Below are 15,300 nucleotides of genomic sequence, written 5' to 3'. Positions count from 1 at the left end.
AGTTTAGTCTATCCTTCCAATTCTGCTAAATACCGCTCGGCATCTATTGCTGCCATACAGCCACTGCCCGCTGCGGTTATCGCCTGCCTGTAGACAGGATCTTTTACATCACCAGCGGCAAATACGCCAGGTATGTTGGTATGCGAACTGCCTTTTTCTGTGAGGATATAGCCGTTCTCATCCAAATTTATCTGACCTTTGAAAATATCCGTATTCGGCTTATGACCAATGGCGATAAAAATACCGTGAACCTCTATTTTGGCAGTCTCCTTCGTTTGATTATTAATAACTACCGCACGCTCTACCAAGTTGTTTTCCCCCTCAATCCCGATGAGCTCGTGGTGGAATTTCACTTCTATATTTTCGGTATTCATCACTCGGTGTACCATTGCTTTTGAAGCCCTAAACTCACCCTTTCTCACGAGCAGAGTAACCTTTGAGCAGAGTTTAGCAAGATAAGTAGCTTCTTCGGCAGCGGTATCCCCCCCTCCTACTACGATGACCTCTCTCCCTTTGTAGAAAAATCCGTCGCAAGTAGCACAAGCAGAGACTCCCCCACCCGCATATTTCTGCTCATCATCGAGTCCCAAATACTTGGCAGAAGCTCCAGTGGAAATGATAACGGTACGGGCTAAAATCTCCTTATCACCTGCCCAAAGCGTATGAACTCTACCCTTTTGAGTGGCAAATTCTGCCTTAGTAATGGTCTCAAAATGTACTTTTGTATCAAATCGTTCGGCTTGTTTCTGCAAATCCATCATCAGCTGGGTACCTGTAACCCCGTCTGGATAACCAGGGAAGTTATCTACTTCAGTAGTGGTGGTCAGCTGCCCGCCTGCTTGTAATCCTGTGTATAATTCTGGCTTTAAATCTGCCCTTGCAGCATAGATAGCTGCTGTGTAACCCGAAGGGCCAGAGCCGATAATAACGCAATCTAAAATATTCTTTTCCATAATATCTGAAATTTATTTGGCCTAAAGTCTCAGCCTGTGATTAAAAATAAAATCACCATAGAGTATCTCCACAGTGATTAATTTGTATCTGTTTTCTTATTTTGTAGCGTCTGAATCCTGTGCAGGAGTGGTAGCAGGAGCAGAAGTATCTTTCTTAGCGGGAGTGCTCGCTTCCCTTTGCGCTGGAGCTACCGATGTAGAAGGCGTAGGATTCGCTGTGAGTACTACACTGAGGATAATCAGCACTACGATGGTGATGCCCAAAGTCCAAGTAGCTTTCTCCATAAAGTCATTGGTTCTCTGTACCCCAAACTGAGCGGAGGAAGCACCTCCAAAAGTACCAGAAAGCCCTCCTCCCTTAGGGTTTTGAGCTAAAATGATAATGATTAATAAAACGGCTGCTATGACGATTAACACCATTAGCAATGTAAATATTGTACTCATTAGTTTTCTAAATTTAGTGGGCAAATGTAGCCCTTTTTTATTTAATGGACAAATAAAATAGAGCTACCCCAAGAGGTAGCCCTATTCGAATGAATGTTTACTTAAAAGTGGCTTCTGTCGCCTTATTGATTTCGTAGGAATTTACATTAAAGATCATCTCCATACCATTGATATTCTGGGTAATCTTGAATGGAAGCTTCAGACCCTGTACTTCCTTATAGTCGGAATAATAAGTCGGAATGCTCATCTCCTGCCCATTGGCTTTTTGTAGTTTCAATTCGCCTAATATAAGCCCAGACTTTACGCTATAATAATAAGTAGTACTCCCCTGCTTGAGTGCATAGGCATCTTCACCATTAATAGTTTCAATGCCTTTAAGTTCTACTTTATCTTTGGTAAAATTTGCCTCTGGGAAGAGCCCTGCCTCTGCTTTCATCTCAGTTTTTGCTTCTTCTGGCATTGGGATTTTATTTCCCTGCGCTACGATATAGCCGTCTTTACCATTAAACACTATTTTTTTTACGGTATTACCCATCATTTTTATCTCCATAAGGAATTCCCCTTTCTTCCCTTTGATAGTGGAGAGCTCAAGTGCCATTCCCTGTACCGTTCCCGAAGCATTAGTAGTAAGGTATTTCACTTTTTCTATTGCGGCTTTACTTCCAGTAGCACTTATGAACTTCTGTGCTATGGATTCTACGGTTACATTAGCATCAATTTTCTTAGTTGCTGGCTTTTGGGTTGGGTTTGCATAGGCATCAAAGTATTTTACTGGGTAGCCGAGTTTCTCTACACTGTCTGCAATCTCACTCGCCTTTCCTGCAATGAAAATTCGGCTTTGGTTAGGAAGGATGTTAGCTTTTGCAGCGTTTTCTGTATCGGCAATCGTTACTTTATCAATAGATTTGAGATAGTTATTATAAAAACCTTCTGGGAGGTTTTCTAATTTCTCACTCAGAGCAAATTCTGCAATCGTTTCTGGCTTCTCCAGAGACATAATAAACTGACCTTTTAGTTTGGCTTTTGCGTTTTCTAACTCGTCTAATTTGATGGTGGAAATTCCTTTTAATTCGTTCATAAATTCTTGAACTGCTTTATCAGTAACCTCATTTCTCACACTAGCATTTGCTGTGAATTTTGGGCTGTATTTACCTGTGGAGAGATTAGAATACGCACCATAAGTGAATCCGTTTTTCTCACGGAGGTTCATAAAGAGCCTTGCTTCCCCACCACCTCCAAGGATGTAGTTGGCAAGCACTCCGCTGAAATACTGAGGGTCTTTCTTCTTGAGGGTAGAGATATTCCCAATATAGATAACGGATTGAACCGCCGTAGGAACATCCACGATATTGACTTCAGTTGCTACATTTTGAGCAAGTTCTAAAGCAGTGAATTTAGCTTTTGATTTCTTCCACTTTCCAAATTCTTTTTTTATGAGATTCTTGATATCATCGGTTTTTACATCACCTACGATAACGAGGTAAGCATTGTTTGGTGTGTAATATTTCTCATAAAAATCCTGAACATCTTTTAGCTGGATTTTATTGATGCTCTCCTCTGTTTCAAACTCCCCACGAGGGGTGTTTTTACCATAAGTTAAAGCCCTTTGAACTCTTCTGGCAATGGCTTCTGCACTCTTTTCTTCAGATCTTAATCCCTCAATGGCTCTCTCCTTAGATTTATTTACCTCTTCTACTGAGAATTTAGGGTTTGCGATAGCATCTGCCATTAGGCTAATGACTTGCTTGGAGTATTTTGAAAGGGTATTGGCAACAGCGCCAGATTCACCAAATCCTATTTTTGCTCCATAGAAGTCTACTTTCTTGTTATATTCATCTTTGCTAAGGCTAGTTGTCCCAGTACCCAGCTGGCTGGATAAAATCCCACCTACACCTGCTATCTCGCCTTCGTATAAAGGTGGTCTATCGATGGTAAGCTCAATATTTACCCTTGGGAGCTTGTGGTTTTCTACAACGAGGACGGTAAGCCCGTTTTTCAGTTGGAAAGTCTTTGGTTTTGCAATGTTGATGACCGGTGTAGCGGCTGGTTTCGGCATTGCATTGATGTCTATATTCTGTGCAGAGAGCATTCCAGAGATGAGGAAAGCGGCTGCTATGTATTTTATGTTTTTCATTTCTGTTGCGGTTTATTTTTTTTCTGGTAGATAGTTGATGATTGCTCTTTGGTTGCTGTTCAAATACTTTTTAGCAACCTCTCTTAGCTCCTCTCTTGTAATGGAGCGGTAGATTTCTATTTCCTTGTTGATGATGTCTGTATTCCCTTTTAGCATATATCTGTCTGCCAACGAGTGCGCAATGCTCTCTACCGAAGTATTGGAATTGACAAAATTATTCTCCATTTGGTTTAAGAGTTTCTGATAATCTTCTTCGGAGATGAGCTCGGTTTGTACTTTCCTTATCTCTGCATCTATATCGTTCTGCAAAGTAGCCTTAGAGGTTTCTCCCATCGGAAGGGCAAGGCAAGCAAAGATGCTGTAATCTTCCATACCAAGGTTAAAAGCACCGATTTCTAATGCTTTTTTCTCCTTATCTACTAATTTTTTATAGAGCACGGAGGATTTACCATCGCTCAAATAAGTGCTGAGCATATCAAGCGCATAGGCGTCTCTGTCTTTATAGCCCGGTGTTCTGTAAGCGAAGATATAAGCTGGGATTTGGATATTCTTATCATAATAAGTCTCCTCATAAGCGGTGGTAATGGGAGTTTCCTTCGCGAAGTTTCTGGTGATAGCTGCTCCTCTTGGGATGGAGCCGTAGTATTGATTAATCCAGTTTTTGGTTTGCTCTGGCTTAATGTCTCCCGCCACTACAAGCACGGCATTATTAGGCACATAGTACTTCTTGAAGAAGTTTTTAAACTCATCTAATGTAGCAGCATTAAGGTCTTCCATAGAGCCGATTACCGTACCTTTATACGGGTGTTTTTTAAATACTGTTTTGAGAAGCGCCGTCATAAAATTACCATACGGTTGGTTGTCCATTCTCAATCTCTTTTCCTCTTTTACTACTTCTCTTTGGGTATCTACACCGATTTGGTTGATGATAGGATTTCTCATCCGCTCGGCTTCCATCCAGAGCCCAAGCTGCTCGTTATTCGATGGGAAAACCTCGTAGTAATAGGTTCTATCGCCTGTAGTATTGGCATTATTTGAGCCTCCATTAGCAGAAACGATCTTAAACCAATCGCCTCTCTTAATGTTTTGAGTTCCCTCAAAGAGCAAATGCTCAAAGAAGTGTGCAAAGCCCGTTCTGCCCTCTATTTCGTCTTTTGCACCCACATGGTACATTACAGAAGTAGTAACGACAGGAGCGGAATTATCCTGATGAAGAATCACATGTAGCCCATTTGGCAAATCATACTCCTCGAATTTGATTTGCTGTGCATTAGCGAGCATCCCGAAAAGAACTGCTGCTGCCACTGATAAAAGTCTTTTTTTCATTATTAGAAAACTATTTTTATTAAAATCGATTGATGAGTAGCAAAAGTACTTAAATTGTTACAATGAAGAGCGTTTTTTTCAGAAATATTATAAGCAACCAATACACTTATCCTCATAAATAAGGCAAAGAGCTTAAAAGAATGATTTTTATTATTAAATCAAGCAGATAAAGTATAATAAGCCTCATCATTGCATTAATTTATTAAAGCAAATAGTTTTTATCAATCATTGTAATACAATAAAAATAATAGAGTTTTTAATAAAAATTTTCATTTATAGTTTTTTATTGTTACTTTTGGTCTGCCTCAATTATAGCATATTACCAAATGGATACAACAAAAATTGACTTACTGAAAGAATTAAAAAAATATTTCGGCTTTTCCCAGTTTAAGGGACAGCAGGAAGAAATCATCAGGACACTTCTTAGCAATAAAGATGTGTTCGTTTTAATGCCTACAGGCGGGGGCAAGTCGCTCTGCTATCAGCTACCAGCACTAATCTCAGAAGGTACGGCAATCGTAGTCTCTCCCCTTATTGCACTGATGAAAAACCAAGTGGATGCAGTGAATGGGCTTTCATCCGAAGAGGGAACAGCTCATGTGCTCAACTCCTCTCTAAATAAACAGCAGACCAATCAGGTTTTCTCAGATATTAAAAGCGGAAAAACAAAGTTGCTCTATGTAGCTCCAGAGAGTTTGATAAAAGAAGACTATCTGGAAATTCTTCGTACGGTAAAAATCTCCTTTTTCGCGATAGATGAAGCACACTGTATCTCTGAATGGGGGCACGATTTCCGACCAGAATACCGAAATCTGAAACTCATCATAGACAAAATAGCCGATGTACCTATAATAGCTCTAACCGCAACGGCAACACCTAAGGTGCAGGAAGATATACAAAAGACCTTAGGAATGAACAATGCAACGGTATTTAAAGATAGCTTCAACCGAGCAAACCTTTTCTATGAAATACGCCCAAAAGTAAATGTAGACAAGGAAATCATTAAGTTTATCAATCAAAACAAAGGAAAATCGGGAATTGTATATTGCCTCAGCCGTAAGAAGGTGGAGGAATTCGCTCAATTGCTACAAGTAAATGGTATTAATGCACTGCCTTATCACGCAGGTCTTGACCAAAAAACAAGAGTAGCCAATCAGGACAAATTCCTAATGGAAGAATGTGATGTAATTGTGGCAACTATAGCTTTCGGGATGGGAATAGATAAGCCTGATGTACGATTTGTAATCCATTACGACATTCCTAAATCTCTTGAAAGCTATTACCAGGAAACAGGAAGAGCGGGGAGAGACGGCGGTGAAGGCTATTGCGTAGCTTTCTATGACCCAAAAGATATTGAGAAACTTGAAAAATTCCTCGCTCAAAAGCCTGTCTCTGAAAGAGAGATTGGACTTCAGTTATTAAATGAAGTGGTAGGATACGCAGAAACCTCTATGAGCAGGAGACAATACCTTCTCTACTACTTCGGTGAAGAATTTGACCCTGTAAACGGCAATGGTGCTAAAATGGATGATAATTCCATAAACCCACCAACGATGAAAGATGCAACCAAAGATTTTGAAATACTACTGGAAATCATCAAAAAACTTGATGAAAAATTCAGAACCAAAGACCTCATCAACATCATTACAGGTAAAGAATCCGCAGTTACCAAGTCCTATAAACTCGAAGACCACAGGTTTTTTGGTATTGGGAAACACGAAACTGAAAACTATTGGAAAACCATTATACGACAAGCTACAGTACAGGGATTCTTGCAAAAGGATATCGAAACCTATGGAGTACTAAGCCTTACTGACAAAGGTAGAGCTGTCCTAAATAAAGAGCTCAATACTCCTTTCTACATCGCAGAAGATCGTACCTTTGATCTCTCGCAAGCGAAATCTGAATCGGATAGTGTTTCTGTACAATCGGGTGGAGGTTTAGATGAAGTGCTTTTTAGCCAACTGAAAGAATTAAGAAAGAAAATCGCCAAGAAACTCGGCATTCCTCCATACACAGTGTTTATGGATCCAAGCCTTGAAGATATGACGGTTCAATATCCCATAACCGTAGAAGAAATTGCAAAAATATATGGTGTAGGCGAAGGGAAAGCACGGAAATACGGTAAGGAATTCGCTGAATTTATTGCGAAATATGTAGAGGCAAATAATATTGAGCGGATGCAGGATATGGTGATTAAACAAGTGGCTAATAAATCCAGCCATAAGGTATTCATCATCCAAAGTACAGACAAAAAATTAGACTTTGAAGACATTGCCAAAGCAAAAAACCTTACAATGGATGAGCTTCTCAAAGAGATGGAAGGTATCGTATACCAAGGCACAAAGCTCAATATAGACTACTACATCAGTGCAAATATAGATGAAGATATAGTAGAGGAGTTTATGGAATTTATGCACGAAAGCGAAAGTGATTCTATGAAAGTACTCTTGGATGAATTCGGCGATGACCTCAGCGATGAAGAAGTCCGAATGCTAAGAATAAAATTTATTAGTGATGTAGCAAATTAGCAGGAAGCGATAGGTTTTAGGGTTTAAACAATAGGTAATAAAATAGTCGTCAATGGATAAAATCTATTGGCGACTGCCTTTTGGAGGATATGCTATAGTACAGCTGATACTTACTTAAACTAAGGAAAAGAGGCTATAATATTTTTGTGCTCGGACAGCCTTTCATATAAAAATGCCTCACCAGCTACGATGTAAAAACTCTCCATACTAGTAGGCTCACCTGCTACGGTGCGAGGTAATAATATTTGTGTATTTTTGCCCCCTATATTGAAATGCGGAAAGATAGTACAGAAACTTAGTATTCTGATGGCTATTTATTTGAAAATAAAAATTAGTAACGAATGAAAGAGCCCTTAGTAAGTGTAGTTACGATTACTTACGGACACGAAAAATACATCGGAGAGACAATAAATGGAGTCTTCTCCCAAAAGACAAACTTCCCGATAGAATTTATTATTGCGAATGACTGCTCGCCCGATAATTCGGATAAAATCATCAGAGAATTAATACAAAATGCGCCTGAACATATCACCGTAAAATATACTCGGCATACGGAGAATAAGGGAATGATAAGGAACTCCGTTTGGGCTATGAGCCAAGCAAGAGGAAAATATATAGCCCTTTGTGAGGGTGATGACTATTGGACGGATGAAAACAAACTCCAAAAGCAAGTAGATTTCTTAGAAAATAATAATGACTTCGCTATTTGTTGCCATAATGTAAAATTCCTGGATGGAGATACATTCACTTCTGAGGATTATGATCATTTAAATTCCAAAAGTGAATATACTTTGGAGGAACTTAGCCAAGTAAACTTACTCCCCACCCTATCTGCTGTGTTTCGTAATATAAAGATTGATTTCCCAGACTGGTATTATGATGCCCCTATGGGTGATTACCCCCTTATGATGTGGATAGCAAGGTATGGAAAGATAAAATACTTTAGTGAAAAAATGGGCGTGTATAGGCTTAATGTAGGAGTATGGCAACATAATAAAAACAATTATGAAAATATACTTCTCCTATATAAACACTTGGAAAACGATTTTGAAGAAAATGATATCGTTAGAAAAAATATGATTCAATATAAGAGGAAGTATATTAAAGCCCATCTAAAGACACTCCTTATTTTTCAAATAATTAGAAATAAATACTTAAAAGAATTATCTTTTTATGAGAGGCTTAAACTCATCGTAAAAAAAATATTTAGTACTTCTCGCAATTAATTATATAATATTTAGTGATAATGGACATCCTCATCAAGTCTTTTAACCGACCTTTTTATCTCGACAGATGCTTAAACAGTATTCATTCGTTTGTATCTGGAGATTATCGCGTGAGTATTTTGGATGATGGTACTCCTCAAAAATACTTGGATAAAATCCAAGAGAAATATCCAAGCGTTAAGATTTTTAAATCTGAAAATCACTCAAAGAAAGTACAGGCAATAAAGGAAAATTTAGAAAGTGGAAAAGAGATTAATGGCTTCCAAATCCCTACCCAGCTTTGGTATAATGCTGCAAAAAATGCCTCCGACTACTTTATAATGACGGAAGATGATGTATGGTTTAGCAGAAAAATTAATACCGATGAGCTCTCAAAAGAGGTGCAGGAGTATAACATCAATCTACTGAAATTAGGCTGGCTTGGGAGTAGTAAAGACGAGCAATGGCAGGAAGTGAAAGAGATTAACCACGCCATCAATGCTATTAAGCCCAAAGATTTATTCCTCTCTCATCCTTTAATAATGGATTGGTTCTTTTATAACAGGCTTAAATTTTTCAGTATTTTATACAAATTGGGAAAGGTAGATAACCAAACCAAACTGAGATACTGGACGCTGAATTCTATTTTAATGGGGCTTTGGAAAAAGGAATACTGGCTCTATATCTGGAAAGATGCCAAGGGGAAAGTAGATGAAAAGCAACAGCTCCGTAATGCAGCAGTCTATTACAATAGATTTGGAAAAGAAAATCCGAACTTTACGGCACAATTAAAGAATGAAGCAATGCTGACGACCTTTCAGTCTTCTGCCACAAATTCCTATCATAAGTACTCCTCAGATTTTGATGTAAATATTTTTAATCATATCATCAATGAAGCCTGGTACAATGGTGATTTTGATGCTATGGAGAATTTCCCTAATGATTTTTCAATGGATTATTTCATCCATTTTATAAAGGATAAAATGAATATTGAGGCGTTTAAAGACTGGGTAGAGCAGTTTAAAGAACAGTATAGAAAACAAGGTTGCAAGGTTGATTAACAATAAATTTAGCAATGAATAGAAAAATACATTTAGTTTTTCATATTCGGTCAATGGAAATCGGCGGAATTCAAAAAGTCCTTTTGGAGTATTTAGCCAATTTACCGAGAGAGGAGTTTGAAATATCACTTATAACGAGCCTTTATCAAGGAGAATTAATTAATGAAATCCCAAAAGATATCCGCACCTATTTTATAGGAAATGGAAAAGAATTTCTTTCCAAAAATAAATACATTCAGAAATTACAGCTTGTTATCAGAAGGATTAAATTGGCTTTTTATCAAAGGTTTCCTAATCTGCTTTACAGAAAACTACACAGAAAACCCAATATTGAAATAGCTTTTGATATTCCTACTTTTCAATGGGTTGCAAACAGTCCTGTAAAAGATTCTAAAAAAATATCTTGGCTTCATAATGATTTAAAAAACACCCATGCAAATGAAAATATAACTCTACATATCATAGCTCTGATGAAGAAGTTTGATGCTTGTATTATGGTTTCTGATTTTGCAAAAAACAACATAAAGAAATACTATAATACGGAGTTCAAAAGCAGCTTTGTAGTGAATAATCCTGTCAATACTAAGGACATTCAGAAGAAATCTAATGAGTTTAATACAGTCCTCCCCCACCCTTGTTTTATCGGAGCAGGGCGGCTCACTAAAAGTAAGGCTTATGATCTGCTTTTAGTAGCTCATCATCGCCTAATACAAGAGGGACACCAGCATTATATCGCTATCTTAGGTGATGGCCCAGAGAGGAATAAACTCTCAGAAGAAATCAGTCGACTTGGTGTAGAAAAAACATTCTTACTTTTAGGGAACAAGACCAATCCTTATCCTTATTTCAAAGAGGCGGATTTCTTTATACATCCATCGCTTAGAGAGTCTTACCCTATGGTTATTTTAGAAAATCTACTACTAAACAAGCCCATTATTTCTACTAATGTGGGAGGCATTCCAGAGATTATTGATAATGGTATTAATGGAGTTCTTATCAATCCTAATGAAGATGAAATTTATAATGCGATGAAAGATTTCCTTACTCAGCCTGAATGGGTGAATAAAATAAAAGAGGGAACAAAAAATTCATCTGAAAGATTTAATGAAAACAAAATTTATCAGCAGGTAATTGATATTTTTAAATCTATATTAAAATAATGAAACCAGAAATCACCATAATTACCCCAACCTACAATCGTACTCATACGCTCCACAGAGTATATGAGTCCTTAAAAAATCAGACCTTTAAAAACTTTAAATGGTTGATAATGGATGATGGTTCAACTGATGATACAGAGGAGGTTGTAAAAAAATTAATTTCAAAAAATGAAATAGAAATAGAATATCACCATCATACCAATGTACATAAAGTTGTTACAATGCATAGAGGATTTAAGCTCATTAAAACTCCTTATCTGATGAGGATAGATTCTGATGATTATTTGCCTCAAAATGCTCTTCAGATACTTTATGATAATATGCAAATAATAAAAGATGATGATAACATATCCTCTGTTATAGGTAGAGTAGGATATTCCACAAATAAAGAATTAGGAGATGTATTTCCTGAAAATCCTTTTATAGAGTATGTATTTATTATGAAATACAAATACAAAATAAGAGGTGTCCACATGGGAATGTTTAAAACAAAAATGATAAAAACCTCATCTTTTAGAGAAGAAGAATATATAGGAAAAGGGTATCTCCCTGATTTTTGGAATATAGAGATAGATTCTAAATATAAAACAATGTTTATCAATGACATTGTCTACATTTATGATTTGAATGATACTGACCAAAACTCTATTAGCAATACAAAATTTAATCCTAAATATGCTTTTGGATTAAGTGAGCAATATAGAATATTTATAAAATATTATCTTCCTAAATATCTTTTAAGCTATCCTATACCTATATTTAAAAACATGTTTAAATACATCTATTATTCAAGTTATATTGAAAATAATACAATAAAAAAAAGTCTATCACAATTAGAAAATGGAGTATCTAAGCTACTTTATTTACTAATTCTTCCATTTGTGATTCTATTTAAATTAAAAAATAAAGATTTGACAAAAATATAGTCCAATATGCTCTTTAACTCTATAGAATTTGCGGTATTTTTACCCATTGTTTTTATACTTTATTGGTTTGTTTTCCAGAAGAGTTTAAAATGGCAAAATCTCTTCATTGTTATTACAAGTTATATTTTTTATGGCTGGTGGGATTGGAGATTTTTGTTTTTAATACTTTTCAGTACTGTACAAGATTATTGTATCGCTTATTGGATTGAGAAAGAAAATAGCCAGAAAAAAAGAAAACTACTACTATCTATTAGTATCATTACGAATTTAGGATTTCTTGGATTCTTCAAATATTATAATTTCTTCATAGATAACTTTATTACAGCATTTAGCTTTTTCGGAACGAAACCCTCTATTCATACACTGAACATTCTTCTTCCCGTTGGCATTAGCTTTTATACATTCCAAACACTAAGTTATACAATAGATGTATATCGAAGAAATCTTACAGCTACCAAAGATTTTATAGCTTTTTCAGTATTTGTAAGTTTTTTTCCTCAGTTGGTTGCTGGTCCTATCGAGAGGGCAACTCATCTACTTCCTCAGTTTTATAAGAAACGAAATTTCAATTATAATCTTGCAGTAGATGGTATGCGCCAAATCCTTTGGGGGCTATTCAAAAAAATGGTTATTGCGGATAATTGTGCTATTTATGCTAATCAAATTTTTGCTAACTATGAAACCTCCTCAGGAAGCGAACTTGTCTTAGGAGCAGTATTTTTTGCCTTTCAGATTTATGGGGACTTTTCTGGATATTCAGATATTGCTATCGGAACCTCTCGTCTTTTTGGTTTTGATTTAATGAAAAACTTTAATTTCCCATACTTTTCAAGAGATGTTGCTGAGTTTTGGAGAAGGTGGCATATTTCACTCAATACATGGTTTCGAGATTATCTCTATATCCCATTAGGTGGTAGCCGAGGAGGAAATCTAATGCGCATACGAAATACTTTTATCATCTTTTTAGTAAGTGGTTTCTGGCACGGAGCAAATTGGACTTTCATCATCTGGGGAGCTTTAAACGCTTTATTTATAATGCCTTCTATTATCTTCAAAACCAACAGAGCAAACTTAGACATCGTTGCAAGTGGAAGGAAACTCCCCTCATTTAAAGATATAATGAATATCAGTATTACCTTTGGGCTCATTACTTTTGCTTGGATTTTCTTTAGAGCTGAAAATGTAGAACAAGCATTTTCTTATATTTCAAGGATGCTTAACCCAACGATTATGAGCATTCCAAATCTTAATAAAGCAGCATTAGCGACTATTATTCTTATTGGCTTTTTACTCATTATAGAATGGATTGGTAGAGAAGATAATTTCGCTTTAGAAAAATTATTTGTGAATTCTAATATTGCAGGGGGGGTAATTATCAATTAGTTAGATGGTCTTTTTACGCTTTTATTATTCTACTTATAGGACTATTTATGCAAACCAATGAAACTCCATTTATTTATTTTCAATTCTAATCAATGAAAAAATTCTTAACAAAAATAATTCAGTTTTCAGTCTTTGCTTCTGTTTTTTATATCATTATACTTCCATTATGGAGCTATATTATGCCTCCTTTTATGGCTAAAAATGTAAGAAGCTGTGTGGGTTGCTATGGGCATTTATTTTCCAGAGTAAAAGAAATACCACAAGTTAAGAACCCAGACATACTTTTCATAGGTTCCTCACATGCATACAGAGGTTTCGACCCTCGTGTTTTTTCCAAATATGGATTGAATACTTTTAATTTAGGCTCAAGTTCTCAAACACCTATCAATATGCAAGTTCTTCTAAAGCAATATTTGGATGACATTCAGCCTAAAATGGTCATTATGGAAACTTATGCTGGTACTTTAGAGACTGATGGTGTGGAATCCTCCTTGGATTTACTTAGTAATAATAAAATTGATAAAAACGCTCTTCAAATGGCAGTAAAAATCAATCAACTTCCTACTTATAATACACTTTTATATGGATATTTCCGTCAAGTATTTGGGCTTAATAAATCATTTACCGAGCCTGCAATTCAAGATGGAAACACCTATATAAAAGGAGGCTTTGTAGAGAGTAAATTTTCTAAAAATCAACTAAAAGAAGAGCAAATCAAAGACTGGGATATCAATCCTGAGCAACTTAATGCCCTAAAAGAAAATATAGCTCTATTAAAACAAAGAAATATTCCATATATATTGGTTCAGGCTCCTATTACTAAAAAACTTTATGATGCACGTACTAACAACAAGGAAGTAGATAGCTTACTCTCAACTTTAGGAACTTATAAAAATTTTTATGGTACGATTAAGCTAAATGATACTCTTGATTTTTATGATAGTAACCATTTAAATCAAAATGCAGTAGTTAAATTCAACGAAAAAGTTATTGAATACCTAAAAACAACAAAATAAATGACTCCCCCCAAAAAAATCCTTATAAGAATAGGCTCTTTACGGCACGGAGGTGCAGAGAAAGTACTGGCAACTTTCCTAAAAAACCTCCCCGAAGGCAAGTATGATATAGACCTGCTCCTGAATCTTTATTCTGGTAAGTACCTGGCAGAAATTCCCTCTTGGGTTAATATTTTATACCTCAACAAAGGGGAAATGATTACTACAAATCGCCTACAAGACCTCCCATTAAAGGCATTCAGAGTAATGTATCAATGGATATTGAGAAAATTCCCCAAGCTGCTGTATAAGTTTATACTAAAGGACAAGCCGTATGATATAGAATTTGCTGCCATACACGGTTTCAGAGATGAAATCCTCAATTCGCCACTAAAATCTTCAAAAAAAATAGTCTGGATTCACAACGATTTAAGAAAAACCGAATTCCATAATTATACAGATGATGAAATAAGAAAATTCTTTGGCTTTGACAAGATTATGCTAATCTCAGAACACATACAGCAGGACTTCGAGAGCCTTGCAAAAACGCCAAACGAAAGAAACAAAATCGTGAGGATTTATAACCCCCTCGATACTGAAGAAATCATCTCCAAAGCCAGCCTCCCTCCCCACCAAGAGATAGAAAAGACCGCTCCTCTATTCCTCTCCGTGGGTACAGTTTTCCCTCAAAAAGGGTTCGACAGGCTCCTGCGTGCCCATAAAAAACTCTTAGACGAGGGGTTTAAACATCAGATTCTTATCTTGGGAGATGGCTATGACTTCGAGAATATAAAAAACCTGAAAAACGAACTGGGTGTTGCACATTCGGTAACGATGCTGGGCTTTACAGATAACCCTTATCCTTACTTTAATATCGCTGACTACTACATTCTAAGCTCCAGATATGAAGGCTATCCTACCGTACTTTTCGAGGCGATTACCTTAAAGAAAAACATCATTGCGACCGATGTTTCTGGCGTAAGCGAAATGCTCCTCAATGGCAAGCTCGGGCTCATTACAGAAAACTCCGAAGAGGGCATCTATCTCGGGATGAAAAAAGCCCTTACCGAGTCTCAATCTTTCACTACTTATCAGCAGGAGCTCAAAGCCTACCAGATGCCTTTCAGCCTTAGAAATTCAGTGGACAAGATAATGGATATTTTAGACCAACTCTAACCTAAA

At 36.5% G+C, this 15,300-nt stretch carries 11 protein-coding genes and 1 pseudogene; 8 read left to right on the top strand and 4 right to left on the bottom strand.

Going from position 1 to position 15,300, the window contains the following annotated elements; all coding sequences use genetic code 11:
- Window positions 1-8: 8 nt before the first annotated feature.
- The 4 genes from trxB to D8991_RS03245 form a co-directional block, all read right to left on the bottom strand.
- Window positions 9-953, bottom strand: coding sequence for a thioredoxin-disulfide reductase (trxB, locus tag D8991_RS03260; RefSeq protein WP_120488756.1), 945 nt, complete (start codon window positions 951-953; stop codon window positions 9-11).
- Between the two features lie 96 nt (window positions 954-1,049).
- The gene (gene secG, locus D8991_RS03255; protein ID WP_120488755.1) at window positions 1,050-1,397 is read right to left on the bottom strand and encodes a preprotein translocase subunit SecG; all 348 of its coding nucleotides are present in this window, start codon (window positions 1,395-1,397) and stop codon (window positions 1,050-1,052) included.
- Between the two features lie 97 nt (window positions 1,398-1,494).
- Window positions 1,495-3,531, bottom strand: a complete 2,037-nt coding sequence (locus D8991_RS03250) for a M16 family metallopeptidase (protein WP_120488754.1) — start codon at window positions 3,529-3,531, stop codon at window positions 1,495-1,497.
- Window positions 3,532-3,543: 12 nt separating this feature from the next.
- Window positions 3,544-4,857, bottom strand: coding sequence for a M16 family metallopeptidase (locus D8991_RS03245; protein WP_120488753.1), 1,314 nt, complete (start codon window positions 4,855-4,857; stop codon window positions 3,544-3,546).
- Between the two features lie 326 nt (window positions 4,858-5,183).
- On the opposite strand from D8991_RS03245, the gene recQ reads away from it, so the two are divergent.
- From recQ to D8991_RS03205, 8 genes and pseudogenes are all read left to right on the top strand, one after another.
- On the top strand, window positions 5,184-7,388 hold the full coding sequence (gene recQ, locus D8991_RS03240) for a DNA helicase RecQ (protein WP_120488752.1): 2,205 nt from the start codon (window positions 5,184-5,186) through the stop codon (window positions 7,386-7,388).
- 341 nt (window positions 7,389-7,729) lie between these two features.
- Window positions 7,730-8,614 carry a glycosyltransferase family 2 protein gene (locus tag D8991_RS03235; RefSeq protein ID WP_120488751.1) on the top strand — a complete coding sequence of 295 codons (885 nt, stop codon included), beginning with the start codon at window positions 7,730-7,732 and terminating at the stop codon, window positions 8,612-8,614.
- Between the two features lie 20 nt (window positions 8,615-8,634).
- The gene (locus D8991_RS03230; RefSeq protein ID WP_245957171.1) at window positions 8,635-9,654 is read left to right on the top strand and encodes a glycosyltransferase family 2 protein; all 1,020 of its coding nucleotides are present in this window, start codon (window positions 8,635-8,637) and stop codon (window positions 9,652-9,654) included.
- Window positions 9,655-9,668: 14 nt separating this feature from the next.
- Window positions 9,669-10,814: a glycosyltransferase gene (locus D8991_RS03225; RefSeq protein ID WP_120488750.1), complete on the top strand. Its 1,146-nt coding sequence runs from the start codon at window positions 9,669-9,671 to the stop codon at window positions 10,812-10,814.
- Window positions 10,814-11,740, top strand: coding sequence for a glycosyltransferase family A protein (locus tag D8991_RS03220; protein WP_120488749.1), 927 nt, complete (start codon window positions 10,814-10,816; stop codon window positions 11,738-11,740). The genes D8991_RS03225 and D8991_RS03220 overlap by 1 nt, the downstream gene beginning before the upstream one ends.
- A 6-nt stretch (window positions 11,741-11,746) precedes the next feature.
- Window positions 11,747-13,212: pseudogene (locus D8991_RS03215) on the top strand (MBOAT family O-acyltransferase).
- Window positions 13,213-13,215: 3 nt separating this feature from the next.
- A complete protein-coding gene (locus D8991_RS03210; RefSeq protein ID WP_120488747.1) occupies window positions 13,216-14,139 on the top strand; it encodes a hypothetical protein in 924 nt (307 codons plus the stop codon).
- Window positions 14,140-15,294: a glycosyltransferase gene (locus D8991_RS03205; RefSeq protein ID WP_120488746.1), complete on the top strand. Its 1,155-nt coding sequence runs from the start codon at window positions 14,140-14,142 to the stop codon at window positions 15,292-15,294. It begins immediately after the preceding gene.
- Window positions 15,295-15,300 lie beyond the last annotated feature (6 nt).

This window comes from Bergeyella cardium (assembly GCF_003614945.1).
Classification (GTDB): domain Bacteria; phylum Bacteroidota; class Bacteroidia; order Flavobacteriales; family Weeksellaceae; genus Bergeyella_A; species Bergeyella_A cardium.
This window is presented reverse-complemented; position numbering and strand designations above follow the sequence as displayed.

What these genes read in the sequence shown, in the direction of transcription:
- trxB (WP_120488756.1), bottom strand. Translation starts at nt 953, where the DNA reads ATGGAAAAGAATATTTTAGATTGCGTTATTATCGGCTCTGGCCCTTCG.
- secG (WP_120488755.1), bottom strand. Translation starts at nt 1,397, where the DNA reads ATGAGTACAATATTTACATTGCTAATGGTGTTAATCGTCATAGCAGCC.
- D8991_RS03250 (WP_120488754.1), bottom strand. Translation starts at nt 3,531, where the DNA reads ATGAAAAACATAAAATACATAGCAGCCGCTTTCCTCATCTCTGGAATG.
- D8991_RS03245 (WP_120488753.1), bottom strand. Translation starts at nt 4,857, where the DNA reads ATGAAAAAAAGACTTTTATCAGTGGCAGCAGCAGTTCTTTTCGGGATG.
- recQ (WP_120488752.1), top strand. Translation starts at nt 5,184, where the DNA reads ATGGATACAACAAAAATTGACTTACTGAAAGAATTAAAAAAATATTTC.
- D8991_RS03235 (WP_120488751.1), top strand. Translation starts at nt 7,730, where the DNA reads ATGAAAGAGCCCTTAGTAAGTGTAGTTACGATTACTTACGGACACGAA.
- D8991_RS03230 (WP_245957171.1), top strand. Translation starts at nt 8,635, where the DNA reads ATGGACATCCTCATCAAGTCTTTTAACCGACCTTTTTATCTCGACAGA.
- D8991_RS03225 (WP_120488750.1), top strand. Translation starts at nt 9,669, where the DNA reads ATGAATAGAAAAATACATTTAGTTTTTCATATTCGGTCAATGGAAATC.
- D8991_RS03220 (WP_120488749.1), top strand. Translation starts at nt 10,814, where the DNA reads ATGAAACCAGAAATCACCATAATTACCCCAACCTACAATCGTACTCAT.
- D8991_RS03210 (WP_120488747.1), top strand. Translation starts at nt 13,216, where the DNA reads ATGAAAAAATTCTTAACAAAAATAATTCAGTTTTCAGTCTTTGCTTCT.
- D8991_RS03205 (WP_120488746.1), top strand. Translation starts at nt 14,140, where the DNA reads ATGACTCCCCCCAAAAAAATCCTTATAAGAATAGGCTCTTTACGGCAC.